The organism is Salmonella sp. NW1250 (assembly GCF_051812965.1).
GTDB lineage: Bacteria > Pseudomonadota > Gammaproteobacteria > Enterobacterales > Enterobacteriaceae > Salmonella > Salmonella enterica.
Genome location: NZ_JAMNDD010000004.1, coordinates 271,887 through 295,661, shown reverse-complemented (window position 1 = coordinate 295,661; position 23,775 = coordinate 271,887). Strand labels below are relative to the sequence as shown.

General features: G+C 55.0%; 26 protein-coding genes. 12 read left to right on the top strand and 14 right to left on the bottom strand.

The annotated features are described in order from the left end of the window. Positions 1–171 precede the first annotated feature (171 nt). From NBA72_RS09285 to livK, 6 genes are all read right to left on the bottom strand, one after another. The gene (locus NBA72_RS09285) at positions 172–450 is read right to left on the bottom strand and encodes a hypothetical protein (protein ID WP_000621260.1); all 279 of its coding nucleotides are present in this window, start codon (positions 448–450) and stop codon (positions 172–174) included. A gap of 163 nt (positions 451–613) precedes the next feature. Then, positions 614–1,327, bottom strand: a complete 714-nt coding sequence (gene livF / locus NBA72_RS09280) for a high-affinity branched-chain amino acid ABC transporter ATP-binding protein LivF (RefSeq protein WP_000416114.1) — start codon at positions 1,325–1,327, stop codon at positions 614–616. 1 nt (position 1,328) lies between these two features. Continuing rightward, positions 1,329–2,096 carry a high-affinity branched-chain amino acid ABC transporter ATP-binding protein LivG gene (livG, locus tag NBA72_RS09275; protein WP_000082083.1) on the bottom strand — a complete coding sequence of 256 codons (768 nt, stop codon included), beginning with the start codon at positions 2,094–2,096 and terminating at the stop codon, positions 1,329–1,331. Next, positions 2,093–3,370 carry a branched chain amino acid ABC transporter permease LivM gene (livM, locus tag NBA72_RS09270; protein ID WP_000803764.1) on the bottom strand — a complete coding sequence of 426 codons (1,278 nt, stop codon included), beginning with the start codon at positions 3,368–3,370 and terminating at the stop codon, positions 2,093–2,095. Before livM ends, livG begins: the two co-directional genes overlap by 4 nt. Then, positions 3,367–4,293 carry a high-affinity branched-chain amino acid ABC transporter permease LivH gene (gene livH, locus NBA72_RS09265; RefSeq protein ID WP_000003007.1) on the bottom strand — a complete coding sequence of 309 codons (927 nt, stop codon included), beginning with the start codon at positions 4,291–4,293 and terminating at the stop codon, positions 3,367–3,369. Before livH ends, livM begins: the two co-directional genes overlap by 4 nt. 59 nt (positions 4,294–4,352) lie before the next feature. Next, positions 4,353–5,462, bottom strand: coding sequence for a high-affinity branched-chain amino acid ABC transporter substrate-binding protein LivK (gene livK / locus NBA72_RS09260; protein ID WP_000822976.1), 1,110 nt, complete (start codon positions 5,460–5,462; stop codon positions 4,353–4,355). A 421-nt stretch (positions 5,463–5,883) separates the two neighbouring features. Between livK and panM the strand changes: the two genes are divergently transcribed. Both panM and NBA72_RS09250 read left to right on the top strand, forming a co-directional pair. Continuing rightward, positions 5,884–6,267 (top strand): aspartate 1-decarboxylase autocleavage activator PanM, encoded by a 384-nt coding sequence (gene panM / locus NBA72_RS09255; RefSeq protein ID WP_000778873.1) that lies wholly within the window; start codon positions 5,884–5,886, stop codon positions 6,265–6,267. Next, entirely contained in the window at positions 6,245–6,379 is a 135-nt protein-coding gene (locus tag NBA72_RS09250) for a hypothetical protein (protein ID WP_001517957.1), read from the top strand. The genes panM and NBA72_RS09250 overlap by 23 nt, the downstream gene beginning before the upstream one ends. Before the next feature lie 83 nt (positions 6,380–6,462). On the opposite strand, the gene livJ is transcribed toward NBA72_RS09250, so the two are convergent. The 5 genes from livJ to ftsY all read right to left on the bottom strand — a co-directional run bounded on the left by livJ (position 6,463) and on the right by ftsY (position 12,182). Further along, positions 6,463–7,566: a branched chain amino acid ABC transporter substrate-binding protein LivJ gene (gene livJ / locus NBA72_RS09245; protein ID WP_001528146.1), complete on the bottom strand. Its 1,104-nt coding sequence runs from the start codon at positions 7,564–7,566 to the stop codon at positions 6,463–6,465. Between the two features lie 321 nt (positions 7,567–7,887). After that, on the bottom strand, positions 7,888–8,742 hold the full coding sequence (rpoH, locus tag NBA72_RS09240) for an RNA polymerase sigma factor RpoH (RefSeq protein WP_000159621.1): 855 nt from the start codon (positions 8,740–8,742) through the stop codon (positions 7,888–7,890). Positions 8,743–8,987: 245 nt separating this feature from the next. Further along, a complete protein-coding gene (gene ftsX, locus NBA72_RS09235; RefSeq protein ID WP_001081705.1) occupies positions 8,988–10,043 on the bottom strand; it encodes a permease-like cell division protein FtsX in 1,056 nt (351 codons plus the stop codon). After that, the gene (ftsE, locus tag NBA72_RS09230; protein ID WP_000617729.1) at positions 10,036–10,704 is read right to left on the bottom strand and encodes a cell division ATP-binding protein FtsE; all 669 of its coding nucleotides are present in this window, start codon (positions 10,702–10,704) and stop codon (positions 10,036–10,038) included. Before ftsE ends, ftsX begins: the two co-directional genes overlap by 8 nt. A gap of 2 nt (positions 10,705–10,706) precedes the next feature. Continuing rightward, the gene (gene ftsY, locus NBA72_RS09225) at positions 10,707–12,182 is read right to left on the bottom strand and encodes a signal recognition particle-docking protein FtsY (RefSeq protein WP_021294130.1); all 1,476 of its coding nucleotides are present in this window, start codon (positions 12,180–12,182) and stop codon (positions 10,707–10,709) included. Positions 12,183–12,307: 125 nt separating this feature from the next. On the opposite strand from ftsY, the gene rsmD reads away from it, so the two are divergent. Together rsmD and NBA72_RS09215 are read left to right on the top strand one after the other, a co-directional pair. Then, on the top strand, positions 12,308–12,904 hold the full coding sequence (gene rsmD / locus NBA72_RS09220; RefSeq protein WP_000743275.1) for a 16S rRNA (guanine(966)-N(2))-methyltransferase: 597 nt from the start codon (positions 12,308–12,310) through the stop codon (positions 12,902–12,904). Further along, positions 12,894–13,163, top strand: coding sequence for a DUF1145 family protein (locus tag NBA72_RS09215; protein ID WP_000906759.1), 270 nt, complete (start codon positions 12,894–12,896; stop codon positions 13,161–13,163). Before rsmD ends, NBA72_RS09215 begins: the two co-directional genes overlap by 11 nt. Positions 13,164–13,184: 21 nt before the next feature. Here NBA72_RS09215 and NBA72_RS09210 read toward each other — a convergent pair whose 3' ends face one another. After that, a complete protein-coding gene (locus NBA72_RS09210) occupies positions 13,185–13,556 on the bottom strand; it encodes a DUF2500 domain-containing protein (protein WP_000042852.1) in 372 nt (123 codons plus the stop codon). A gap of 141 nt (positions 13,557–13,697) precedes the next feature. Between NBA72_RS09210 and NBA72_RS09205 the strand changes: the two genes are divergently transcribed. The 3 genes from NBA72_RS09205 (at position 13,698) to tcp (ending at position 18,446) form a co-directional block, all read left to right on the top strand. Continuing rightward, positions 13,698–14,324 carry a lysoplasmalogenase gene (locus NBA72_RS09205; RefSeq protein WP_000964735.1) on the top strand — a complete coding sequence of 209 codons (627 nt, stop codon included), beginning with the start codon at positions 13,698–13,700 and terminating at the stop codon, positions 14,322–14,324. Between the two features lie 80 nt (positions 14,325–14,404). After that, positions 14,405–16,603 carry a Zn(II)/Cd(II)/Pb(II) translocating P-type ATPase ZntA gene (gene zntA / locus NBA72_RS09200; protein WP_000106657.1) on the top strand — a complete coding sequence of 733 codons (2,199 nt, stop codon included), beginning with the start codon at positions 14,405–14,407 and terminating at the stop codon, positions 16,601–16,603. A gap of 199 nt (positions 16,604–16,802) precedes the next feature. After that, entirely contained in the window at positions 16,803–18,446 is a 1,644-nt protein-coding gene (gene tcp / locus NBA72_RS09195) for a methyl-accepting chemotaxis citrate transducer (protein ID WP_000789682.1), read from the top strand. 23 nt (positions 18,447–18,469) lie between these two features. Here the strand turns inward: tcp and tusA are convergent, their stop codons facing one another. Then, the gene (gene tusA, locus NBA72_RS09190) at positions 18,470–18,715 is read right to left on the bottom strand and encodes a sulfurtransferase TusA (RefSeq protein WP_001541054.1); all 246 of its coding nucleotides are present in this window, start codon (positions 18,713–18,715) and stop codon (positions 18,470–18,472) included. 169 nt (positions 18,716–18,884) lie between these two features. Between tusA and NBA72_RS09185 the strand changes: the two genes are divergently transcribed. Together NBA72_RS09185 and NBA72_RS09180 are read left to right on the top strand one after the other, a co-directional pair. After that, on the top strand, positions 18,885–19,550 hold the full coding sequence (locus NBA72_RS09185; RefSeq protein WP_001518097.1) for a 7-cyano-7-deazaguanine/7-aminomethyl-7-deazaguanine transporter: 666 nt from the start codon (positions 18,885–18,887) through the stop codon (positions 19,548–19,550). A 72-nt stretch (positions 19,551–19,622) separates the two neighbouring features. Further along, entirely contained in the window at positions 19,623–20,180 is a 558-nt protein-coding gene (locus NBA72_RS09180; RefSeq protein WP_001245277.1) for a DcrB family lipoprotein, read from the top strand. A 3-nt stretch (positions 20,181–20,183) separates the two neighbouring features. Here NBA72_RS09180 and NBA72_RS09175 read toward each other — a convergent pair whose 3' ends face one another. Further along, positions 20,184–21,443 carry an MFS transporter gene (locus tag NBA72_RS09175; protein WP_077684039.1) on the bottom strand — a complete coding sequence of 420 codons (1,260 nt, stop codon included), beginning with the start codon at positions 21,441–21,443 and terminating at the stop codon, positions 20,184–20,186. Positions 21,444–21,532: 89 nt separating this feature from the next. On the opposite strand from NBA72_RS09175, the gene NBA72_RS09170 reads away from it, so the two are divergent. From NBA72_RS09170 to nikR, 3 genes are all read left to right on the top strand, one after another. Beyond that, complete coding sequence (locus NBA72_RS09170; protein WP_000179589.1) at positions 21,533–22,582, top strand: AI-2E family transporter; 1,050 nt, start codon at positions 21,533–21,535, stop codon at positions 22,580–22,582. Positions 22,583–22,633: 51 nt separating this feature from the next. Then, a complete protein-coding gene (gene acpT / locus NBA72_RS09165) occupies positions 22,634–23,212 on the top strand; it encodes a 4'-phosphopantetheinyl transferase AcpT (RefSeq protein ID WP_000285380.1) in 579 nt (192 codons plus the stop codon). A 91-nt stretch (positions 23,213–23,303) separates the two neighbouring features. After that, positions 23,304–23,705 carry a nickel-responsive transcriptional regulator NikR gene (gene nikR, locus NBA72_RS09160; protein ID WP_001190057.1) on the top strand — a complete coding sequence of 134 codons (402 nt, stop codon included), beginning with the start codon at positions 23,304–23,306 and terminating at the stop codon, positions 23,703–23,705. The last annotated feature ends 70 nt before the right edge of the window (positions 23,706–23,775 follow it).

Below are 23,775 nucleotides of genomic sequence, written 5' to 3'. Positions count from 1 at the left end.
ACATGACATGCTCGAATGACAGAAAAATAACTTTTTTATTACAAAAAAAAGATAGTAAGGCGACAGAGAGATGGCAAGGCAGTGAAAGCGCCGGAAAAGAAAAGTGGGAGCTACGGCACGTCTGACAGCGTAATGCTGACCAGACATGCGTTATTTGGCTGGCGTCAGCAGTTAATCACGATGAGAATACTTTTTGTACAGATTTTGTAAGCGCCGCTGATCTCGCCGCTCGCGTTCACGCTGAATGTCGGATTTTTCATCCTCCCACGTTGCACAATCCGGATGATGACGCACTTCGCAGGTCGTTGCGGCCAGTGGATAAGGCGTTGCGGTTTCTTCTTGCCAGATAGCAGGATCGCGGGGATCAAAATCGTTTGAGGTTAAGGCGTTAACACTGAACGAAGCCGCGAACAACAGCGTTCCCATTATGCAGGCGCCTGAACGTATCATCCTTGCTCCTTCTTCGGTGGTTATAGTTGATAACTATTCTCAACTATAACATATTGGTACGAAAAATGTTCTACTGATTTGCCGAATGCCGAGTAATCCGCCAGGTCCGGTAAGCGGTAGCGCCACCGGGCGCGTTTGCCAGATGGCAGCTGTAAACTGCGCCTTATCCGCCCAGATAGGCGCTGCGCACCGCTTCGTTCGCCAGCAGCGCATCACCGGTATCGGATAGCACCACGTGGCCGTTTTCCAGCACATAACCGCGGTCGGCGAGCTTCAGCGCCTGGTTGGCGTTCTGCTCGACAAGGAAGATGGTCATACCCTGCTCGCGCAACTGCTCAATGGTGTCGAAGATCTGCTGGATGATGATCGGCGCCAGCCCCAGCGACGGTTCATCCAGCAGCAATAGCCTCGGCTGGCTCATCAGCGCGCGGCCAATCGCCAGCATCTGCTGTTCGCCGCCGGACATGGTGCCCGCTCGCTGGATACGGCGTTCATGCAGGCGCGGAAACAGCTCGTACACCCATTTGATACGCTCCTGAAACCGATCGCGCTCGGCAAAAAAACCGCCCATCGCCAGGTTCTCTTCCACCGTCATCCGCGAGAAGACGCGCCGCCCTTCCGGCACTATCGCCACCGCTTCACGCATGATTTTCGCCGTCTGCCAGTCGGTGATGTCTTTACCGTCAAACACCACCCGTCCGCTGGAGGCGCGCGGATCGCCGCACAAGGTGCCAAGCAGCGTCGTTTTCCCCGCGCCGTTAGCGCCAATCAGGGTAACGATTTCCCCCTGGTTGATGTGCAGACTGACGTCGTGCAGCGCCTGAATCTTGCCGTAGTGGGCGCTGACTTTTTCAAACGTTAACATCGTTTTTTCCATCTTATGCCTCACCCAGATAAGCGCGGATGACGTCCGGGTTGTTGCGGATCTCTTCCGGCGTGCCGTTCGCCAGCGGCGTGCCCTGGTTCACCACGTAAATGCGATCGGAAATGCCCATCACCAGCTTCATATCGTGTTCAATCAGCAGGATAGTGGTGTTGTGATGGTTACGTAGTTCGGCAATCAGCTCATCCAGCTCTTTGGTCTCTTTCGGGTTAAGACCAGCCGCCGGTTCGTCGAGCATCAGAATTTCTGGCTGCGTCACCATGCAGCGGGCAATCTCCAGCCGGCGCTGGTCGCCGTAGGCCAGATTACTGGCCTGGCGGTTGGCATGTTCCAGCAGGCCAATACGCTCAAGCCAGGTCGCCGCGCGGTCCAGCGCTTCGCTTTGCGCGCGGCGGAAAGCGGGCGTTTTCAACAGGCCGGAAAAGAGGCCCGTTTTCAGTTGCTGGTGCTGCGCCACCAGCAGGTTTTCAATCACCGTCATTTCGCGAAACAGACGCACATGCTGGAAAGTACGTACCACGCCCATGCGGGCGATCTGCTGGCCCGGCAATCCTTCCAGATGCCGCTCGCGCAACGTGATCGTACCGCCTGTCGGCTTATAAAAACCGGTCAGGCAGTTAAACACCGTCGTTTTACCCGCGCCGTTAGGGCCAATCAGCGACACAATTTCCCGCTCACGCAATTCCAGCGATACATTGTTGACCGCCAGCAAACCGCCAAAGCGCATCATCAGGCCGTTAACCGCTAATAATGGCTGACTCATGCCTGCTCTCCTTTCGCCTGACCACTTTTCAGCTTCAACTGCGGACGCGTCATCGGCAACAATCCCTGCGGGCGCCAGATCATCATCAACACCATCAAACCACCGAGCATCAACATGCTATATTCGTTGAAGTCGCGCATCAACTCGCGCGACACCACCAACAGAACCGCCGCCAGGATCACCGCAAACTGCGAGCCCATTCCGCCCAGCACCACAATCGCCAGCACGAAGGCGGATTCGGCGAAGGTGAAGGATTCCGGGCTGACAAAGCCCTGGCGGGCGGCAAACAACGTCCCGGCGAAACCGGCAAACGCGGCGCTGATAGTAAAAGCGGTCAGCTTGATGCGCGTCGGGCTTAAACCTAATGAGCGACAGGCGATCTCATCTTCACGCAACGCTTCCCACGCCCGGCCCAGCGGCATACGCAGCAGGCGGTTAATGACAAACAGCGACAGGACCACCAGCAACAGGGCCACCAGATAGAGGAAAATGACCCGGTCGGATGGGTCGTACTTCACGCCAAAGAAATTGCTGAAGGTATCCCAGCCGCCTTCGCGGGTGTTGCGGCTAAACTCCAGACCAAATAGCGTCGGTTTGGGGATCTGGCTGATGCCGTTCGGGCCGCCGGTAATTTCAGTGTTGTTGAGCAGCAGGATACGGACGATTTCGCCGAAGCCGAGCGTCACAATCGCCAGATAGTCGCCGCGCAGACGCAGTACCGGGAAGCCGAGCAGGAAACCGGCGGCGGCGGAGACCAGTCCCGCCAGCGGCAGGCAGGTCCAGAAACCCAAACCGTAATAGTGATTGAGCAGCGCAAAGGTATAAGCGCCGATGGCGTAAAAGCCGCCGTAGCCCAATACCAGCAGGCCGGACAGCCCCACCACCACGTTCAGCCCCAGACCGAGGATGATATAAATCATGGTCATGGTGGCGATATCGACGCTACCGCGCGACACCATAAACGGCCACGCCACGGCGATAACCAGCAGCGCCATCAGAAACAGCTTTTGCTTAACGGTAGAGCCATCGATCGCCGGCAGAATAAACTTCGGTCCGGAGACGTGCTTCACCGCTTTCTGGAACATCGGACGCAGCAACTGAAAGAAAAAAACCACTGCCGTACCGATAAAGATCCACTGCCAGCGGATGTCGGCGGCGGTATCCACCACCAGTTTGGTGCCGTCCAGCTCCAGTTGTACGCCCATGAAGACGCCAGCCAGAACGAAGAACATCGCCGCAGAGAACAGAGCCATCGCAATATGCATCGGTTTCATACTTTCTCTACCTCCGGACGCCCCAGGATACCGGTCGGCATCACCAGCAGTACCAGAATCAGCAGAGCGAACGATACGACATCTTTATATTCGGTACTTAAATATGCAGACGAGAGCGCTTCGGCGACGCCCAAAATCAGACCGCCGATCATCGCGCCCGGAATGCTGCCAATACCGCCCAGTACCGCTGCGGTGAACGCTTTCATCCCGGCCATAAAACCGATGTAGGGGTTAATCACGCCATAGAACTGGCCGAGCAGTACGCCCGCCACCGCCGCCATTGCCGCGCCGATAACAAACGTTAGCGCAATGACGCGGTCGGTATTAATGCCGAGCAGGCTGGCCATTTTCAGATCCTCCGCGCAGGCGCGGCAGGCGCGGCCCATCCGGGAGTAGCGAATGAAAATGGTGAGCGCTAGCATAGCCAGAAAGGTGACTATCCAGATAACCGCCTGCATGGTGGTGATGGATGCGGAAAAGTTTTCGCTGCTGCCCACAATCCACTGGCCGTTAAACAGGCTGGGTAACGCCACGTCGCGCGAACCTTCCGTCAGGCTGACGTAGTTTTGCAGAAAGATGGACATCCCGATGGCGGAAATCAGGGCGATCAGGCGCTTGGAGTTGCGCACAGGCCGGTAAGCGACTCGCTCGATACTCCAGCCGTAGGCGCTGGCAATAATAATCGCGCCGATAAATCCGGCGGCCACCAGGAGCCAACTGGTGTCTATTCCCATCATCATTAGCGCGGCGATGATCATAAAAGAGACGTAGCTGCCGATCATATACACCTCGCCATGAGCGAAGTTGATCATGCCGATAATGCCGTACACCATCGTATAACCGATAGCAATCAGCGCGTAGGTGCTCCCCAGCGTGACGCCGTTAAACATCTGCTGCAAGAAATAGAGAAACTGCTCGGACATAAGGTAACCTTTTTAAACCCGCCCGGCGTGCGGGCGGTGGGATAACTTATCTTCTGGCATTACTTCGCGACGGTTGACGAGCCGTCGGCGTGCCACTGGAAGACGCCAAATTCAAATCCCTTAAGATCGCCTTTTTCATCCCATTTCAGCGGCCCAATAACGGTATCAGCCCCGTTAGCTTTAAGATCTTTCACCAGATCCAGCGGAGCATGGCTGGCGCTACGCGTCATTGCGGTCGCCAGTGACTGGACGGCGGCGTAGGTGATCCAGACGTACGGACCGCTGGGATCTTTCTTGTCGGCTTTCAGCGCCTCGACAATCGCTTTATTCGCCGGGTCCTGGTCATAACGTTTTGGCATCGTCACCAACATGCCTTCCGCCGCACCGCCCGCAATATTGGACAGCGACGCGTTACCCACGCCTTCCGGCCCCATAAATTGCGTTTTCAGGCCATTAGCCCGCGCCTGGCGCAGCATCTGCCCCATTTCCGGGTAGTAGCCGCCGTAATACACAAAGTCGATATTCTCTTTTTGCAAGCGAGCAATCAGGGCGGAGAAATCTTTTTCACCGGCGGTAATACCATCAAAAAAGACAATATTGGCATTGCCCTGCTTCAGGCCATCCTGCACGGAGCGCGCCAGTCCTTCGCCGTATTGCTGTTTATCGTGAATGATAGCGATGCGCTGTGGTTTCACCGTTTCCAGGATGTATTTCGCGGCCGTTGGCCCCTGGGAGGAGTCCAGGCCGGCGGTACGCATAATGTACTGATAGCCGCGCTGGGTCAGCTCCGGGTTAGTCGCCCCCGGGGAGATCATCAGAATACCTTCATCTTCATAGATATCGGATGCTGGCTGAGTAGAAGAAGAACACAAGTGACCAATAACGTACTGAATACCGTCGTTAACGATTTTGTTGGCCACCGCCACCGCCTGTTTTGGATCGCAGGCATCATCGTACTCTACGCCGACCAGCTTATCGCCTTTAATCCCGCCTTTAGCGTTGATGTCTTTAATGGCCTGGCGCGCGCCGTTAAATTCCATATCGCCCCATTGCGCTACCGGGCCGGACATCGCCCCGACTATGGCGACTTTAATATCATCTGCCATTGCCCCCTGCGAGACTGCTAATGCAACAATCCCTGCGATTATTGTTTTCGCTTTCCGTTTCATGTGCCTGTATCCCCATTCGTGATGTTATATGTTTTGTTTTTTGCTGGTTAAAAAGCAGACTGTACTTTTTATAAATGGTGCGCTTTTTACTGACTCATTAATGAGTTAGCGCAGAATTTAAAGCATAATAAGATTAAAATCTCTATTTTTCAGTCTATTAAGAAAAGATAATATTCTGCTTTTCGCTATAGATAAACAAAAAAAAGCACGCTTGTCAGCATAAAATAACGGCACATTAAGCGGAATAATTCACTAGCATTCAGGGAATTATGCTGCCTGTTTTCCATTCTCTAATGCTTCAAACTGTAATTATCGTTGTTAAAAAATTAATAACCTGGTAAATGACACAAAAAAGAGAAAGCATCTGGCCTGCCTGTTTCGGTACACTGATCGCATCTTTTGAAATCGGGACAAGCCGTCGATGAAGCTGACCATTCTTCGTTTAGAACACTTTAGCGCTCAGGATCAGATCGATCTGGGCAAAATCTGGCCGGAATATTCCGCCTCCTCATTAAGCGTAGATGAAACGCACCGGATTTATGCCGCGCGGTTTAACGAGCGTTTGTTGGGCGCCGTAAGAGTGACGCTGAGCGGAACGCAGGGCGCGCTGGATTCCTTACGCGTGCGTGAAATCACCCGTCGCCGCGGCGTCGGGCAATACCTGGTAGAAGAAGTCATCCGCGATAATCCCAACGTCTCGTCGTGGTGGATGGCGGATGTCGGTGTTGAAGACCGCAGCGTGATGGCCGCATTTATGCAGGCGTTAGGTTTTACCGCCCAGCATGACGGCTGGGAGAAGCGCTAAAAGAAAGCCGGATGGCGCTGACGCTTATCCGGCCTACATGCCGGGAGAAAAGATAAAAACCACCTCGCAATTTTCCAAGAATTTCGCGTTGCAGGCAGGCGGCAAGTTATGAAATCCCCGGGAGCTTACATAAGTAAGTGACCGGGGTTGAATAACGTAGCCAACGCACCTGCAGCGCGAAAGGCGCCAGGAAAATCACTTGGCGTCCGTCGCCGTACCATTCGCATGCCAGTCAAACACGCCGAACTCAAATCCTTTCAGATCGCCTTTCTCATCCCACGACAGCGGTCCCATTACGGTGTCGACCGTGGCGCCTTTCAGGTATTTGGCGATTTCCGCCGGATCGTCGGAGTGGTTCAGCCCCGCCTGCAACGATTGCAGCGCGGCGTAGGTGGTCCACACGAATGCACCGCTAGGATCTTGTTTCTTGGCTTTGATGGCATCCACAATCGGTTTGTTCGCCGGGACCTGATCGTAGTTCTTCGGTTTGGTGACCAGTAAGCCTTCCGCCGACTCTCCGGCGATGTTAGACAGCGAGACGTTCGCCACCCCTTCCGGCCCCATAAACTGGGTTTTCAGCCCTGCGGCGCGGGACTGGCGCAAAATCTGCCCCATTTCCGGGTGATAACCGCCGTAGTAGACAAAGTCGATATTCTCTTTCTTCAGGCGCGCTACCAGAGTGGAGAAATCTTTTTCGCCAGCGGTGATGCCGTCAAAGAATACGACGTTAACGCCGCCTTTCTTCAGACCGTCCTGCACCGCGCGCGCCAGCCCTTCGCCGTACTGCTGCTTATCGTGGATAATCGCGATGCGCTGCGGTTTTACCTTCTCCAGAATATACTTTGCCGCCGTTGGCCCCTGGTCAGAGTCCAGGCCGGTCGTGCGCAAAATCAGGTTATAGCCGCGTGCGGTCAGCTCCGGCGCGGTCGCCGCCGGGGTTATCATCAGGATACCTTCGTCTTCGTAGATATCAGAGGCTGGCTGTGTGGAAGAGGAGCATAAGTGTCCGATAACATACTTGATGCCGTCGTTCACCACTTTGTTAGCGACAGCTACCGCCTGTTTCGGGTCGCAGGCGTCGTCATATTTCACCGCGACGAGCTTATCGCCTTTAATACCGCCTTTCGCATTGATATCGGCAATTGCCTGCTCCGCACCGGTAAATTCCTGGTCGCCATACTGCGCCACCGGACCGGACATCGCGCCGACAACCGCGACTTTAATGTCCTCGGCGAATGCCATATGGCTTAATGACAGGGCGATACATCCTGCCAATAACGTTTTACCCTTCATATTCATCCTGATAATCCCCATTATTCTGGTTGTTACGTGTGTTGTGGTGTTATTGTTCAGCACTTTATTTCGATTATTGGCTAGCTACCCGTGCTTTAGCAGCATACTCTGCTAAAACATACCCGATTTTTATTATTTTGGAATAGCTAAATTTACATCCAGATAACAGATTTGTGTCGGTGGGGGAGAGGAAGGGCCCGTAGGCCCGATAAGCGAAGCGCCATCGGGCAAACGTGTTGCCGGATGGCAGGGTAAACGCCTTATCCGGCCTACAAAAAACAAAACCCCCGAATTCACATTCGAGGGTTCATTGGCAATTCGCGAAGATTACGCTTCGATCGCAGCGCGAAGCTTTTTCATGGCGTTCTTTTCAAGCTGGCGCACACGCTCAGCGGAGACGCCGTAACGATCGGCCAGCTCCTGCAACGTAGACTTATTGTCTTCGTCCAGCCAGCGAGCGCGGATAATATCCTGGCTACGCTCGTCGAGCCCCTGCATCGCGTCGGTCAGTCGGTTGGCGGCCTGCTCTTCCCAGTTATCGTCTTCAATGCCGTCGGCAAAGTTAGACGATTTATCCTGCAGATACAGCACCGGCGCCATTGGCTGGCTGTCGGACTCATCGTCCGAAGACATGTCAAACGTCATGTCCTGCGCCGCCATACGCGACTCCATCTCACGCACGTCTTTACTGGAAACACCCAGTTCGCGCGCCACCATTTCAACCTCATCCTGATTAAACCAGCCCAGACGCTGCTTGGTTTTACGCAGATTAAAGAACAGCTTACGCTGCGCTTTCGTGGTTGCGACTTTAACGATACGCCAGTTACGCAGCACGTATTCGTGAATTTCTGCTTTAATCCAGTGTACGGCGAAGGAAACCAGGCGCACGCCTACTTCCGGGTTAAAACGACGTACGGCTTTCATCAGGCCGATGTTGCCTTCCTGGATCAAATCCGCCTGCGGCAGACCATAGCCCGCATAGTTACGAGCAATATGAACAACAAAGCGCAGGTGAGACAGGATCAGCGTTTTAGCTGCTTCCAGATCGCCCTGGTAATGCAGCCTTTCAGCCAATGCCCGCTCCTCGTCAGCCGATAACATCGGCCACGCGTTCGCCGCCCGGATATAAGATTCCAGGTTGCCAACAGGGGCTAAAGCTAAATTTTGCATTTCTTTGGTCATTCAAATCCTCTCAATCAGTATTGCCTGGCACCGTCAGCGAGCAACAACCGTGCCAAAGCCGATGAGCAACGAGAATATCACCCACTCTTTTATCAGACAGTGATTTTATCCACAAGTTCAATGTAACACTGTGCATAATTTGCACAAATCTTGTGACATAAAGATGATGCGCGGGGAAGAGACAACAGGGACTCTTTCCCTGCGAACGGAAGCCCATTGCAGGGAAATATTATACCACGATTTTATCAATCGGGAGTAAAGTGACGTAAATGTTGCACCGTGGCCAGCCAGGCGGCGATCCAGCCGATCATGGAACAGATCAGCAGCAGCAACAGGCACTCATCGAACGATAAGCCATTGAGATCAAACTTCGTGCCGAAGACCTGCGCCACTTCAGTCACCGCCGATGATAAACGCATCACCAAAATTTCAGACAATATCAGTGAAAGAAACGCGCCGGAAAAACCGAGCAACGCGCCGCCATAGAGGAACGGACGCAGGATAAAGCCATCGGTCGCGCCAATCAGCTTTTGCACGTTAATGGTATCGCGACGGGCAAAAATGCTCAGGCGCACGCTGTTGCCGATAACGAGGAAGACCGCCGCGACCATCAGCACGCCGATCATCGCCGACACGCGGCCCACCAGCCCAGTGAGCGCCGCCAGGCGCGCAAACCAGCTATCATCCATGCGGACTTCGTCAATGCCGTTAATCTGCGAGATACGGTCGCGCAGCGTATTAAGCGAGGCGGTACTCTGGAAGTCCAGCTTGGGGATCACCACCGCCACCGCCGGTAGCGGGTTCTCTTCCAGCATATCCAGCGCGCCGCCAAAACCCGACCAGTTGCGGAATTCTCCCAGCGCGTCCTCACGGGACAGGTAGTTGACCTTCTCAACGCCCTGCTCGGCCTGAAGCTGCCCAACAACCCGTGCCGCCGCGTCATCATCCAGCGTTTTTTGCAGATAAACGGTGATCTGCGGCGACGGATAATACTGAGTCGCCGCCTGGTTGACGTTCTTATAGACCATGTAACAGACGCTGGGCAGCGTCAGGGAGATGGCGATCACCATCACCGTCAGAAACGTCGCCAGCGGTTTGCTTTTCAGATCCTGCAGCGCGCCGTGCCAGGCATAGCGCACCTGTTCATTAAAGACATTTGTTTTACGTGAGTTCGGTTTCGGCGTCGGCTTCTGGCGTCCTGGCGCGTTGCGCCCGCCGCCTGTTCCGCCGCGAGACTTACGCAGTCGATCCAGCCGTCCGCCGAACTGCCTGATTTGGTTAATCGCGTCGCGCCTATTCATTGGCCAGGCCTCCATGCAGATGTCCATCGCTCAGGACGAGCTGCCTATAGGAACGACGGGAGATAAGTCCAATATCGTGCGTCGCCATCAGTACCGTCACCCCTACGCGGTTAAACTCTTCAAACAGACGTAAAATCCCTTCCGACAACGCGTCGTCCAGGTTCCCGGTCGGTTCATCCGCCAGCAATACCGCTGGCTTATTGACCACCGCGCGGGCGATGCCCACGCGCTGCTGTTCGCCTCCGGAGAGTTGAATCGGGAAGTTTCTCGCTTTGTCCAGTAGTCCAACCTTATCCAGCGCCGCCGACACACGACGACGGATATCATCGCCGCTGGCGCCGGCAATGATTAACGGTATCGCCACATTGTCATAGACCGTGCGATCCATCAGCAGATGGTGATCCTGGAAAATCATCCCAATCTGGCGGCGCAAAAACGGCACTTCGCGGTTTTTCAGGCGCGTAATATCATGCCCGCTGAAGAAGATTTTGCCGGCGCTGGGCCGCTCAATCCCACAGATTAACTTCAGCAGGGTACTTTTCCCCGCGCCGGAGTGGCCGGTCAGAAACGCCATCTCGCCTGGCCGCATATGGAATGTCACTCCCTGCAGCGCTTGTCTCCCGCCGAGATAGGCCTTGCTGACATGTTCAAAGCGAATCATTGTTAATCCTCTCGGGCAAAAAGTGCCTCAATAAAATCGTCCGCCTTAAACGGACGCAAATCCTCGATACGTTCGCCCACGCCAATGTAACGGATAGGAATGCCAAACTGGTCAGCTACCGAGAAAATCACCCCGCCTTTCGCCGTACCGTCCAGCTTGGTCAGGGTAATACCGGTTAAGCCTACCGCTTCATGGAACAGTTTGGCCTGGCTTACCGCGTTCTGTCCGGTGCTGGCGTCAATGGTCAGCATAACTTCATGTGGCGCTTCTTCGTCCAGCTTTTTCATGACGCGAACGATTTTTTTCAGCTCTTCCATCAGGTGCGACTTGTTCTGCAGACGCCCTGCCGTATCGGCAATTAACACATCCACATTACGCGCCTTCGCGGCCTGGATAGCGTCAAAAATCACCGAGGCGGAGTCCGCGCCGGTATGCTGGGCGATAACCGGAATGTTGTTACGCTGTCCCCAGACCTGTAGCTGTTCGACCGCCGCCGCGCGGAAAGTATCCCCCGCCGCCAGCATCACTGATTTACCCTGCTGCTCAAACTGGCGCGCCAGTTTACCGATAGTGGTGGTTTTACCCACGCCGTTCACGCCAACCATCAGAATAACAAAAGGCGTTTTACCTTCAATATTAAGCGGTTCGTCTACCTTCGCCAGAATCTCGCCCATCTCGTCTTTCAACAGACCATACAGCGCCTCGGCATCTTTAAGCTGTTTGCGGCTGGCGCCTTCCGTCAGATTAGCGATAATCTTACGCGTGGTTTCCACCCCGACATCAGCGATGAGCAACTGCTCTTCCAGCTCCTCGAACAAATCATCGTCGATTTTCTTGCCGCGGAACAGACTGATAAATCCGGAACCGAGATTTTCTTTGGTTTTCAGCAGGCTGCGTTTCAGGCGGGCAAAGAAACCTTCTTTAGTCGGTTTTTCCTGTTCCTGAACGATCGCTTCCACCGGCGCGTCTTCTTCCGCCGGCGGAACAACCATCACCGCCTCTTCCGCCGCCTGAGCGGCCAGCGCCTGCGCTTCCAGCTCTTCGTCGGTGAATTTCGCCGCGTTTTCGCCCTCTTCTTCTACCGCGGCAATGACCTCTACGGTTTCCGCTTCGGCCTGCCACTCTTCCGGCGAGATAGCCTCGTCTTTGACCTCTTCCGGCAGCGGCAATTCCTCGCGTTCCACCGCGATCTGCGGCGCTGCCATCTCAATGGCCGCCGCGGGCTCCGGCTCTACCGGCTGCGGTTTTTCGCTCTCCTGAACTTTCTCAGTAACGTCCACCACCTCTTCCGCAAAGGCTTCTGTTTCTGCTTTGCTGTGCGCGGGCGTTTGCGCGTCTACGTCTGCCGCCGTTTCAACAGGGGGCTCAACCGGTCGTTGTTCCTCAACAATCTGCTGTTCTTCGGTCTGTTCCTGCTTCTGCTCTTTATCACCGAAGCCCAACCAGGAAAAGAAGCCACGTTTTTTCTGTTTTGCCATCTGCGACTACACCCCTCGCGGCGCTATATACATGGAAGCTAAAAAAATGATGAAATAGTCTATCACTTAACTTAATTCACATCACCGCCTGGAATAACTTGCAACAGGCGGTTCGAGCAAGAGAAATGAAAAAACCGACTCACTCTGGCAGCGGCCAAATCCGCATTATTGGCGGGCAATGGCGTGGCCGTAAATTACCGGTTCCGGACAGCCCGGGTCTGCGTCCCACCACCGATCGCGTGCGCGAAACGTTATTTAACTGGCTGGCTCCGGTAATGGTAGACGCCCATTGTCTGGATTGCTTTGCCGGCAGCGGCGCGCTGGGTCTGGAAGCGCTATCACGTTATGCGGCCCAGGCAACGTTACTGGAAATGGATCGCGCCGTATCGCAGCAGTTACAAAAAAATCTGGCGACGCTGAAAGCCAACAATGCTCGCGTCGTCAATACCAATACTCTGGCCTTCCTCAGCCAGCCGGGAACGCCGCATCACGTCGTCTTTGTCGACCCGCCGTTTCGTAAAGGGCTGCTGGAAGAGACGTTACAATTGCTGGAAACCCAGGGATGGCTGGCCGACGACGCGCTAATCTACGTAGAAAGCGAGGTGGAAAACGGTCTGCCGCCCGTTCCGGCGAACTGGGCATTGTATCGAGAAAAGGTGGCCGGACAGGTCGCTTATCGTCTGTATCAGCGCGACGCGCAAGGAGAAAATGATGTTGATTAATCTGGGCCGCTTATTAATGCTCTTCGTGTGGGCATTTTTGATTCTTAATCTGGTGCATCCCTTCCCGCGCCCGCTCAATATCTTCGTCAACGTGGCGTTGGTGTTCATGGCGCTGATGCACGGTATGCAGTTGGCGTTGCTGAAATCAACGATACCGAAAGAGGGCCCGCAGATGACGACGGGAGAGAAAATCCGCATTTTCCTGTTCGGCGTGTTTGAGCTGCTGGTCTGGCAGAAGAAGTTTAAGAACAAAAAATAACGTTTGCTGCCGGATGACGGTTTATTCGTTATCCGGGGTACGGCTAACAAACCCGACGAACCGAGTTCCCTTATAGCTCAGCGTACCTTGATCGCCCACCGTCAAAGCGTGGTACTGCTGCGCTTGTAAACGGAACGTTTTTTCCAGACCGCCATTGAGCGGCTTAAAACTTGCCTCATAGCGCATACTGGTTCCCGCCGGGCTCACTTCCTGCTGGCGAGAGCGTCGGTCGTTAACCGGCTTCTCCCGTTTACTGCTGACCACGACCAGCTTTTGCTGTAACGGCGCCGCCTCATTAGCGGCTTTTTCCCGCCGTTGCTGAACGAAGCGGAACGACGCGGCAACTACGATTAATGCGATGATTATAATGAAGAAAAGCGGTGGCTTACTCATACTGTTAACCTGTCAGAAAATGCGGAAATAAGCATACCCTGCCCGTTATAGTGTTGTCATCTGACCGTCACGGCCTCTACACTGAATAATAGAGCCGCAAGCATACCGTTTGCGAAAAAATAACGAATTCAAGGAATTAAGATGCTTTGGTCGTTTATCGCTGTCTGCCTGTCCGCATGGCTGTATGTGGACGCCTCCTATCGCGGGCCAGCCTGGCAACGCTGGGTTTTTAAGCCCGTCACGTTATTACTGTTGCTGTTACTGGCCTGGCAAGCGCCGATGTTTGACGCCATCAGTTATCTTGTGTTGGCCGGGCTGTGCGCCTCGCTGGTCGGCGATGCGTTAACGCTCTTGCCGCGTCAACGCCTGCTGTACGCCGTCGGGGCATTTTTCTTATCGCATCTGCTCTACACCATTTACTTTGCCAGCCAAATGACGTTGTCGTTCTTCTGGCCGCTGCCGCTGGCGTTACTGATAGTCGGCGCGTTGCTTATCGCCGTTATCTGGACGCGACTGGAGGAGCTACGCTGGCCGGTATGTACTTTTATCGCCATGACGCTGGTCATGGTCTGGCTGGCGGGCGAACTGTGGTTCTTCCGCCCAACGGCGCCAGCCCTTTCGGCCTTTACCGGCGCGACGCTGCTGTTCATCGGCAATATCGTCTGGCTGGGTAGCCATTACCGCCGCCGTTTCCGGGCGGATAACGCGATTGCCGCCGCCTGCTACTTTGCCGGACACTTCCTGATTGTTCGCTCGCTGTACCTGTAAATAATAGCGCTTGACTCTGGAGTCGACTCCAGAGTGTATCCTCCGGTTAATGAGAAAATTATCATCAACCGGAGGACGTTATGTCGACCCCTGATACCGATGGCAAAAAAGTCCCGCCCTTTACCTCCTTCAGATTAGCCCCGGCAATACAGAAGGCCGATAGCTGCTGCTGCGAAGAACATTGCGCGTCCAGCGCGCCTGTTTCTACTGCCGTGGCAGGCACGCGCTATACCTGGAAAATCTCCGGCATGGACTGCGCCGCCTGCGCCCGAAAAGTGGAGAATGCGGTCCGCCAAATTCGCGGCGTCAACCAGGCGCAAGTGCTGTTCGCCACCGAAAAGTTAGTGGTCGATGCCGACGCCGACCTCCGCGCGCAAATTGAACGCGCCGTACAGAAGGCGGGTTATACCTTGCGTAGTGAAGATTCGCGCGACGCCGCGCCTGAATCTCGTCTTAAAGAGAACCTGCCGCTTATTACGCTGATCATTATGATGGCGATAAGCTGGGGGCTGGAGCAATTTAACCACCCGTTCGGCCAACTGGCCTTTATCGTCACCACTCTGGTCGGTCTGTATCCTATTGCCCGCCAGGCGCTGCGGCTGATGAAAAGCGGCAGTTGGTTCGCTATTGAAACGCTGATGAGCGTAGCCGCCATTGGCGCGCTGTTTATTGGCGCGACGGCGGAAGCAGCAATGGTATTGCTGCTGTTCCTCATCGGCGAGCGCCTGGAAGGATGGGCCGCCAGCCGCGCCCGTAAAGGCGTCAGCGCGTTAATGGCGCTTAAACCGGAAACGGCGACCCGTCTGCGCGACGGCGTGCGGGAAGAGGTCGCTATTAATACCCTGCGACCGGGCGATATTATCGAAGTCGCCGCCGGGGGGCGTTTACCCGCCGACGGTAAACTGGTTTCCGGTTTCGCCAGCTTTGATGAAAGCGCGCTCACCGGCGAGTCTATCCCTGTGGAGCGCGCAACGGGCGACAAAGTCCCGGCAGGCGCGACCAGCGTTGACCGTCTCGTCACCCTGGAGGTGCTATCTGAACCTGGCGCCAGCGCGATTGACCGTATCCTGACGCTGATTGAAGAGGCGGAAGAGCGCCGTGCGCCTATTGAGCGGTTTATTGACCGTTTCAGCCGCATCTATACGCCGGTCATTATGGTTATCGCGTTGCTGGTGACGCTTATTCCGCCGCTGATGTTCGATGGCGGCTGGCAGGAGTGGATTTATAAAGGGCTGACGCTGCTATTAATCGGTTGCCCGTGCGCGCTGGTGATCTCCACGCCCGCGGCCATTACCTCCGGGCTGGCGGCGGCGGCACGGCGCGGCGCATTGATTAAAGGCGGCGCAGCGCTGGAGCAACTGGGCCGTATCACGCAGGTCGCCTTTGATAAAACCGGTACGTTGACCATCGGTAAACCACGGGTGACGGCGATTCATCCGGCAAGCGGTATCAGCGAAGCTGAACTGTTGGCGCTGGCGGCAGCCGTAGAACAAGGCGCTACGCACCCGCTGGCGCAGGCTATTGTCCGCGAAGCGCAGACACGCGATCTGGCGATCCCGACGGCGGAATCGCAGCGAACGCTGGCCGGCACCGGGATTGAAGCGCAGGTTAACGGCGAACGAATTCTGATTTGCGCGGCGGGAAAACAGCCTGCGGCAGCGTTTGCCGGGCAAATTAGCGAACTGGAAAACGCCGGGCAGACGGTGGTTCTGGTGCTGCGTAACGAGACCGTACTTGGCGTCCTCGCCCTCCAGGATACGTTGCGTGACGATGCGCGCGACGCCATCCGCGAACTGCATCAGTTAGGCGTTAACGGCGTGATTCTGACCGGCGATAACCCACGGGCGGCGGCAGCGATTGCCGGCGAGCTGGATCTGGCGTTTAAAGCCGGGCTACTGCCGGAAGACAAGGTGCGGGCAGTCACCGCCCTTAACCAACAAGCGCCGCTGGCCATGGTGGGCGACGGCATTAATGATGCGCCCGCGATGAAAGCCGCCAGTATCGGAATTGCGATGGGCAGCGGTACTGACGTCGCGCTGGAAACGGCTGACGCCGCCCTTACTCATAACCGTCTGCGCGGGTTAGCGCAGATGATTACGCTGGCGCGCGCTACCCACGCGAATATCCGGCAGAACATCACCATTGCGCTGGGGCTGAAAGCCATTTTCCTGGTGACGACGCTACTGGGTTTTACCGGGCTATGGCTGGCAATCCTGGCGGATACGGGAGCCACGGTATTGGTGACCGCCAACGCGCTACGTTTGCTGCGTAAAAACTAATCTTCTCCCACCCGGCGGCGTCGTGTCGCCGGGTTATCCCGCGATATTCCTTTCTTTGTTCATATTATTCACGCGAAAATTATTTATTTTCTATTACTTATCAAACCATTAATCAGAAATAGCGTGATTTGATGTAAGGTTAATTTTTATCCAACCGATATTGATCATACCGTCTACAAAATAAGGAATGTTAGGCACTATGAAAAATATCAAAGTCATCACCGGCGTTATCGCGACGCTGGGCATATTTAGCGCCTTATTGTTGGTGACAGGAATACTGTTTTATTCCGCCGTCAGCAGCGATCGGCTGAATTTCCAGAATGCGAGCGCACTGAGTTACCAACAACAGGAACTGGGCGGCAGTTTTCAGACATTGATTGAAACCCGCGTCACCATTAACCGCGTGGCGATACGCATGTTAAAAAATCAGCGCGATCCCGCATCACTGGACGCCATGAACACGCTGTTAACCAACGCTGGCGCGTCGCTCAACGAAGCGGAAAAGCATTTCAACAACTACGTGAACTCCGAAGCGATCGCAGGAAAAGATCCGGCGTTGGATGCCCAGGCCGAAGCCAGCTTTAAGCAGATGTATGACGTTTTGCAGCAGTCTATCCACTATCTTAAAGCCGATAATTACGCCGCCTATGGCAACCTTGACGCGCAAAAAGCGCAGGATGACATGGAGCAGGTATATGACCAGTGGCTATCTCAAAATGCGCAATTAATAAAATTAGCCAGCGATCAGAATCAGAGCAGCTTTACCCAGATGCAATGGACGCTGGGGATAATTCTACTTATCGTACTCATCGTGCTGGCGTTTATCTGGCTGGGGCTGCAACGCGTTCTACTCCGCCCGCTGCAACGGATTATGGCGCACATTCAAACGATCGCCGACGGCGATCTTACCCATGAGATAGAGGCCGAAGGACGCAGTGAAATGGGCCAACTGGCCGCCGGTCTTAAAACGATGCAGCAGTCGTTAATCCGTACCGTCAGCGCGGTGCGCGATAACGCAGACTCTATCTATACTGGCGCAGGCGAAATTTCCGCCGGCAGCAGCGACCTCTCTTCCCGTACCGAACAGCAGGCCTCGGCGCTGGAGGAGACCGCCGCCAGCATGGAACAGTTAACCGCCACGGTACGGCAAAACACCGATAACGCACGACAGGCGACGGGTCTGGCGAAAACCGCATCAGAAACCGCGCGTAAAGGAGGACGCGTGGTGGATAACGTAGTGAGCACCATGAACGATATCGCCGAAAGCTCGGAAAAAATCGTGGACATCACCAGCGTGATTGACGGTATCGCCTTCCAGACTAATATCCTGGCGCTGAACGCCGCGGTAGAAGCCGCCCGCGCCGGCGAACAGGGGCGAGGATTCGCGGTTGTGGCCGGAGAGGTACGCACGTTGGCCAGCCGTAGCGCGCAGGCCGCCAAAGAGATCAAAGTGCTGATTGAAAACTCCGTGTCGCGCATTGATACCGGCTCTACGCAGGTACGCGAAGCGGGAGAAACCATGAAAGAGATCGTCAACGCCGTGACCCGCGTAACCGATATTATGGGCGAAATCGCCTCTGCCTCCGATGAGCAAAGCAAAGGCATTGAGCAGGTGGCGCAGGCGGTATCGGAAATGGACAGCGTGACGCAGCAAAACGCCTCGCTGGTAGAAGAATCCGCAGCAGCGGCGGCGGCGCTGGAAGATCAGGCTAACGAGCTTCGTCAGGCGGTCGCCGCGTTCCGCATCCAGAAACAACCTCGTCGGGAGGCGTCGCCGACGCCGTTAAGCAAAGGCTTAACGCCACAGCCCGCCGCAGAACAGGCGAACTGGGAAAGCTTCTAATCAGAATGCTATCTGCCGTGCGGTTAATGCGCTTTACGCAATAAATAGCGGTACGGCAGACCCTCCGTCTCTTGCGCCAGCAAATCGTGTTCCATAAAGGTACAGAACCCCGGAATATCACGCGTCGTCGCCGGATCGTCGGCGATAATCAGCAATGTTTCGCCAGTTTGCATGTTGCGCACCGTTTTGCGCACCATCATTACCGGTTCAGGGCAACGCAGCCCCAGGGCGTCAAGCGTATGGTCAGGGGAGGAAAACAGATCGCTCATCTTCGTCTCAATGGTAGAAAAACGGCGATATTTTACGCCCATCTTCGTCAGTAAGCCAGGCAGGTTAACGATTGCGTGAAAATTAGCCATTGCAATGCCAGCGCAAAACAGTATTATGCGGCGGTTCTTTATTGGGTTCCCTCACCCCATCCAACAAAAAGGTCACAATATGACTCCGTTTACACAATCACAGCGCGTAAAAGCGTTGTTCTGGCTATCGCTATTCCATTTACTGGTGATCATTTCCAGTAACTATCTGGTGCAGCTCCCCATCACTATTTTTGGTTTCCACACGACCTGGGGCGCGTTTAGTTTTCCTTTTATTTTTCTCGCCACCGATCTTACCGTGCGTATTTTTGGCGCACCGCTGGCGCGCCGCATTATCTTCGCCGTCATGATCCCTGCGCTGCTGGTGTCATATGTGGTGTCATCGCTGTTCTATATGGGCGCCTGGCAAGGTTTCGCCGCGCTGGCGAACTTTAATCTGTTCGTCGCCCGTATCGCCGCCGCCAGCTTTATGGCCTACGCGCTGGGACAGATCCTTGATGTCCATGTGTTTAACCGCCTGCGCCAAAATCGTCGCTGGTGGCTGGCGCCGACCGCTTCAACGCTGTTTGGCAATATCAGCGATACCCTTGCCTTTTTCTTCATTGCGTTCTGGCGAAGCCCCGATGCCTTTATGGCCGGGCACTGGATGGAAATTGCGCTGGTGGATTATTGCTTTAAGGTGCTCATCAGCATTATTTTCTTCCTGCCGATGTACGGCGTTCTACTGAATATGTTGCTGAAAAAGCTGGCAGATAAATCTGAAATTTCCCCATTACCGGCAAGTTAAAGGTTCGTTTTCCGAGTTGTGATAAGATGAGCGAATGAGCCGTTATGGCCGTTTATCGAAAGGAAGAAGTCAATGCGCAATTTGGTTAAATATGCCGGTATTGGCCTGCTGGTTATGGGGCTTGCGGCCTGTGATAACAACGATACGAAAGCGTCGGCAGAAAGCGCCGCCGCAGAAAGCCAGGCCTCCGGTCAGCCCATCAGCCTGATGGATGGCAAACTCAGTTTCTCACTGCCGGCGGATATGACCGATCAAAGCGGTAAGCTGGGCACCCAGGCGAATAATATGCACGTTTATTCTGACCCGACGGGCCAGAAAGCGGTGATTGTTATCGTCGGCGATAATACCGATGAAGCGTTGCCGGTGCTGGCGAACCGCCTGCTTGAGCAACAGCGTAGCCGCGACCCGCAGCTTCAGGTCGTCACCAATAAGTCTATTGAGCTCAAAGGCCATACGTTGCAACAACTGGACAGCATTATCTCCGCGAAGGGCCAGACGGCGTACTCTTCCATCGTGCTGGGCAAAGTGGATAACCAATTGCTGACGATTCAGGTCACGCTGCCTGCGGACAATCAGCAAAAAGCGCAAACCACGGCTGAAAACATCATCAATACGTTGGTTATTAAGTAACCTTTACGACGATGATGCGGCCTCCGGCAGTGCAGACGGAGGCCGTTTTTTTAAGCGCCAGGTCAGCAATAGCGCCATCGCTACCAGCCCGGCCGCCGCCAGATAAATCACCGGCACGCCCGCCCAGGTCATCACCAGCCCTGCCAGCGGCCCGGTAACCCCCAAAGACATATCCATAAAGACGGTATAGGTCGCCAGCGCCGCGCCCTGGTTCTGCGGCGGCACGGCTTTGACGGCCACCACGCCCAGCGCCGGAAAGACCAGCGAAAACCCCATCCCCGTGAGTAAAACGCCGATTTTTGCCATCCACGGCATGGCTGCCGTCCCCACCAGTAACAGACCAATAATCTCCACGCCAAAGCAGATCATGGCGACATTCAACCCGCCTAAACGATTGATGCCGTTAGGGAACAGCAAACGCGTGCCGACAAACGCGACGCTAAATAACGTGAGCGCAAAGGCGGCGCCATCCCAGCCTTTAGCATCATAAAATAAGGTAATAAACGTCGCGATGACGCCAAACCCTGCCGAGGCCAGCGCCAACGCCATACCATACAGCCAGACACGCCCCAGCACCGCGCGAAACGGCAGCGGCTTGCCTTTGTTCGCCTTCACCGACGGACGTGGAAGCGCTAACAGTATCGCCAACAGCGCCACGCCCATCACCGTTAGCGCCAGCCCCTGTAACCCGCCCCAGGCATAACACAGCACGCCCAGCGGCGCGCCCATCGCCATTGCGCCGTAGGTGACGATACCGTTCCAGGAGATGACCCGACCAATATGCAACGACCCGACGACGCCGACGCCCCACAGTGTCGAACCGGTGCCGGCAAAACTTTGCCCAATCCCCAAAATCACGCGACCCAGCCCCAGTAGCAACAAACTGATCATCGGCCAGGCGCTGGCGATATCCGCCAGCAGGTAGCCGAGTCCGCTTAAAAAACAGCCGCATAAGCCAAAGACAACGATTTTTTTTGGCCCTAATACATCCGCATACCGCCCGGCATGGGGACGGCTTAACAGAGTGGCGAAGTATTGCAGGCTGATAATAAGCCCCGCCCAGAACGCGCTGAATCCCATCGCATCATGCACATAGCCGGGCAAGACGGCGAGCGGCAGGCCGATGGTCAGGTAGCTGGCAAAGTTAAACATCACAATGGAGACAATACGCAGATTGAGGCGCAATCCGTTTAGCGCCGGTTCAGCGACGGGTTCGGGCATGAGTATCACCGCATTTTTACAACATGTTTTCTTTTCTATCATGGCGCGCGGTGAAAATCAGTAGTGAGATTCAGATTATCGGTATCAGGGCAGCCGCTACACTTAGAAAAAAACACAACAAGGAAAACTTCATGGCAACCGCTCAACCCGACAAAACGGGTATGCATATTCTGCTGAAACTGGCCTCCCTGGTTATTATTCTCGCCGGGATTCATGCCGCGGCGGATATTATTGTACAACTCTTGCTGGCGCTCTTTTTTGCCATCGTTCTTAACCCATTAGTGACCTGGTTTATTCGTCGGGGCGTGAAGCGACCGCTGGCGATTACTATCGTGGTGGTCGTCATGCTGATCGTGCTTACCGCGCTGGTGGGTGTGCTTGCCGCATCGCTTAATGAATTTATCGCGATGCTGCCTAAATACAGCAAGGAGCTGACGCGTAAAGTCTTACACCTTCAGGAGTTAATGCCCTTCCTGAATTTACATATGTCGCCGGAACGTATGCTCCGCGGGATGGATTCCGATAAAATCATGCTCTTCACCACAACATTAATGACCGGCGTATCGGGCGCGATGGCAAGCATTGTGCTACTGGTGATGACCGTGGTTTTTATGCTGTTTGAGGTGCGTCACGTGCCTTATAAATTACGTTTCGCGCTTAACAATCCACAAATCCATATTGCCGGCCTGCACCGCGCCCTGAAAGGCGTCTCGCATTATCTGGCGCTGAAAACGCTGCTCAGTTTATGGACGGGCGCGATTATCTGGCTGGGGCTGGCGTTAATGGGTATTCAGTTTGCGCTAATGTGGGGCGTACTGGCCTTTTTGCTCAATTACGTTCCTAATATCGGCTCGGTGATTTCCGCCGTTCCCCCCATGATTCAGGCGCTGTTATTTAACGGTTTTTACGAGTGCGTACTGGTCGGCGCGCTCTTTTTGGTGGTCCATATGGTGATTGGCAACATTATGGAGCCACGCATGATGGGCCATCGTCTGGGAATGTCCACGCTGGTGGTATTTCTTTCGTTATTGGTCTGGGGATGGCTATTAGGCCCGGTCGGGATGCTCTTGTCCGTTCCTTTGACCAGCGTCTGCAAAATCTGGATGGAAACTACTAAAGGCGGCAGCAAACTGGCGATCTTACTGGGGCCAGGCCGACCGAAAAGCCGTTTACCGGGATGAGGCGACAGATGCTACAATCTCCTCTTCTTCATAGGCAACGTTGGTCCTGATATGTACCAGGTCGTTCTGGGAAAAGTGTCAACATTAAGCGCAGGTCAATTGCCCGACGCGTTAATCGCTCAGGCGCCGCAGGGCGTTCGCCGGGCAAGCTGGCTGGCCGGGCGCGTGCTGCTTTCCCGTGCGCTCTCGCCGCTACCGGAGATGGTGTATGGCGAACAGGGTAAACCGGCTTTTTCCGCCGGAACGCCGCTATGGTTTAACCTCAGCCATAGCGGCGACACTATTGCTCTGTTGCTTAGCGACGAAGGTGAAGTCGGCTGCGATATTGAAGTGATCCGCCCGCGCGATAACTGGCGTTCGCTGGCAAATGCGGTATTCAGCCTCGGCGAACATGCTGAAATGGAAGCGGAACGTCCGGAGCGACAACTGGCGGCCTTCTGGCGTATCTGGACGCGTAAAGAAGCCATCGTAAAACAACGCGGCGGCAGCGCCTGGCAAATCGTCAGCGTGGACAGCACGTTGCCCTCTGCCTTGTCGGTCAGCCAGTGTCAGCTCGATACGCTCAGTCTGGCAGTCTGTACCCCCACACCGTTTACGCTGACGCCGCAGACGATAACAAAAGCGTTATGACACATTAATTTTTCCCTCTGGCGGCGGACGTGTGTTACAAAATGCGGAGCTTCCCATGCGCCGACGCGCCATACCAAAAGGTTTAAGTCAGATGCAACGTGTCACCATCACCCTCGATGACGATTTACTGGAAACGCTGGACAGCCTGAGCCAGCGACGCGGCTATAACAATCGCTCCGAAGCGATCCGTGATATTTTGCGCGGCGCTCTGGCGCAGGAGGCCACCCAGGAACACGGTACACAGGGTTTCGCGGTACTTTCATATGTTTATGAACATGAGAAACGGGATTTAGCCAGCCGCATCGTCTCCACCCAGCATCATCATCATGATTTATCCGTCGCCACGCTGCACGTCCATATCAACCACGATGACTGTCTGGAGATCGCCGTTCTGAAGGGCGATATGGGCGACGTACAGCATTTTGCCGATGATGTTATCGCCCAGCGCGGCGTGCGCCACGGCCACTTGCAGTGCTTGCCGAAAGAAGACTAACGCCCCAGCGCCTTGCCGGGGGCGCTTCGCTTGTCCGGCCTACGTTCGCACGTCTGTCGTTTGTAGGCCG

Bases quoted from the DNA above. Each gene is read 5' to 3' on its own strand.
- NBA72_RS09285 (WP_000621260.1), bottom strand. From the start codon at position 450: ATGATACGTTCAGGCGCCTGCATAATGGGAACGCTGTTGTTCGCGGCT.
- NBA72_RS09180 (WP_001245277.1), top strand. From the start codon at position 19,623: ATGCGCAATTTGGTTAAATATGCCGGTATTGGCCTGCTGGTTATGGGG.
- livG (WP_000082083.1), bottom strand. From the start codon at position 2,096: ATGAGTCAGCCATTATTAGCGGTTAACGGCCTGATGATGCGCTTTGGC.
- ftsE (WP_000617729.1), bottom strand. From the start codon at position 10,704: ATGATTCGCTTTGAACATGTCAGCAAGGCCTATCTCGGCGGGAGACAA.
- NBA72_RS09210 (WP_000042852.1), bottom strand. From the start codon at position 13,556: ATGAGTAAGCCACCGCTTTTCTTCATTATAATCATCGCATTAATCGTA.
- NBA72_RS09175 (WP_077684039.1), bottom strand. From the start codon at position 21,443: ATGATAGAAAAGAAAACATGTTGTAAAAATGCGGTGATACTCATGCCC.
- livK (WP_000822976.1), bottom strand. From the start codon at position 5,462: ATGAAACGGAAAGCGAAAACAATAATCGCAGGGATTGTTGCATTAGCA.
- NBA72_RS09215 (WP_000906759.1), top strand. From the start codon at position 12,894: ATGTTGATTAATCTGGGCCGCTTATTAATGCTCTTCGTGTGGGCATTT.
- acpT (WP_000285380.1), top strand. From the start codon at position 22,634: ATGTACCAGGTCGTTCTGGGAAAAGTGTCAACATTAAGCGCAGGTCAA.
- NBA72_RS09185 (WP_001518097.1), top strand. From the start codon at position 18,885: ATGACTCCGTTTACACAATCACAGCGCGTAAAAGCGTTGTTCTGGCTA.
- rsmD (WP_000743275.1), top strand. From the start codon at position 12,308: ATGAAAAAACCGACTCACTCTGGCAGCGGCCAAATCCGCATTATTGGC.
- ftsX (WP_001081705.1), bottom strand. From the start codon at position 10,043: ATGAATAGGCGCGACGCGATTAACCAAATCAGGCAGTTCGGCGGACGG.
- NBA72_RS09250 (WP_001517957.1), top strand. From the start codon at position 6,245: ATGACGGCTGGGAGAAGCGCTAAAAGAAAGCCGGATGGCGCTGACGCT.
- nikR (WP_001190057.1), top strand. From the start codon at position 23,304: ATGCAACGTGTCACCATCACCCTCGATGACGATTTACTGGAAACGCTG.
- NBA72_RS09170 (WP_000179589.1), top strand. From the start codon at position 21,533: ATGGCAACCGCTCAACCCGACAAAACGGGTATGCATATTCTGCTGAAA.
- livF (WP_000416114.1), bottom strand. From the start codon at position 1,327: ATGGAAAAAACGATGTTAACGTTTGAAAAAGTCAGCGCCCACTACGGC.
- ftsY (WP_021294130.1), bottom strand. From the start codon at position 12,182: ATGGCAAAACAGAAAAAACGTGGCTTCTTTTCCTGGTTGGGCTTCGGT.
- NBA72_RS09205 (WP_000964735.1), top strand. From the start codon at position 13,698: ATGCTTTGGTCGTTTATCGCTGTCTGCCTGTCCGCATGGCTGTATGTG.
- tusA (WP_001541054.1), bottom strand. From the start codon at position 18,715: ATGAGCGATCTGTTTTCCTCCCCTGACCATACGCTTGACGCCCTGGGG.
- tcp (WP_000789682.1), top strand. From the start codon at position 16,803: ATGAAAAATATCAAAGTCATCACCGGCGTTATCGCGACGCTGGGCATA.
- livH (WP_000003007.1), bottom strand. From the start codon at position 4,293: ATGTCCGAGCAGTTTCTCTATTTCTTGCAGCAGATGTTTAACGGCGTC.
- zntA (WP_000106657.1), top strand. From the start codon at position 14,405: ATGTCGACCCCTGATACCGATGGCAAAAAAGTCCCGCCCTTTACCTCC.
- livM (WP_000803764.1), bottom strand. From the start codon at position 3,370: ATGAAACCGATGCATATTGCGATGGCTCTGTTCTCTGCGGCGATGTTC.
- rpoH (WP_000159621.1), bottom strand. From the start codon at position 8,742: ATGACCAAAGAAATGCAAAATTTAGCTTTAGCCCCTGTTGGCAACCTG.
- livJ (WP_001528146.1), bottom strand. From the start codon at position 7,566: ATGAATATGAAGGGTAAAACGTTATTGGCAGGATGTATCGCCCTGTCA.
- panM (WP_000778873.1), top strand. From the start codon at position 5,884: ATGAAGCTGACCATTCTTCGTTTAGAACACTTTAGCGCTCAGGATCAG.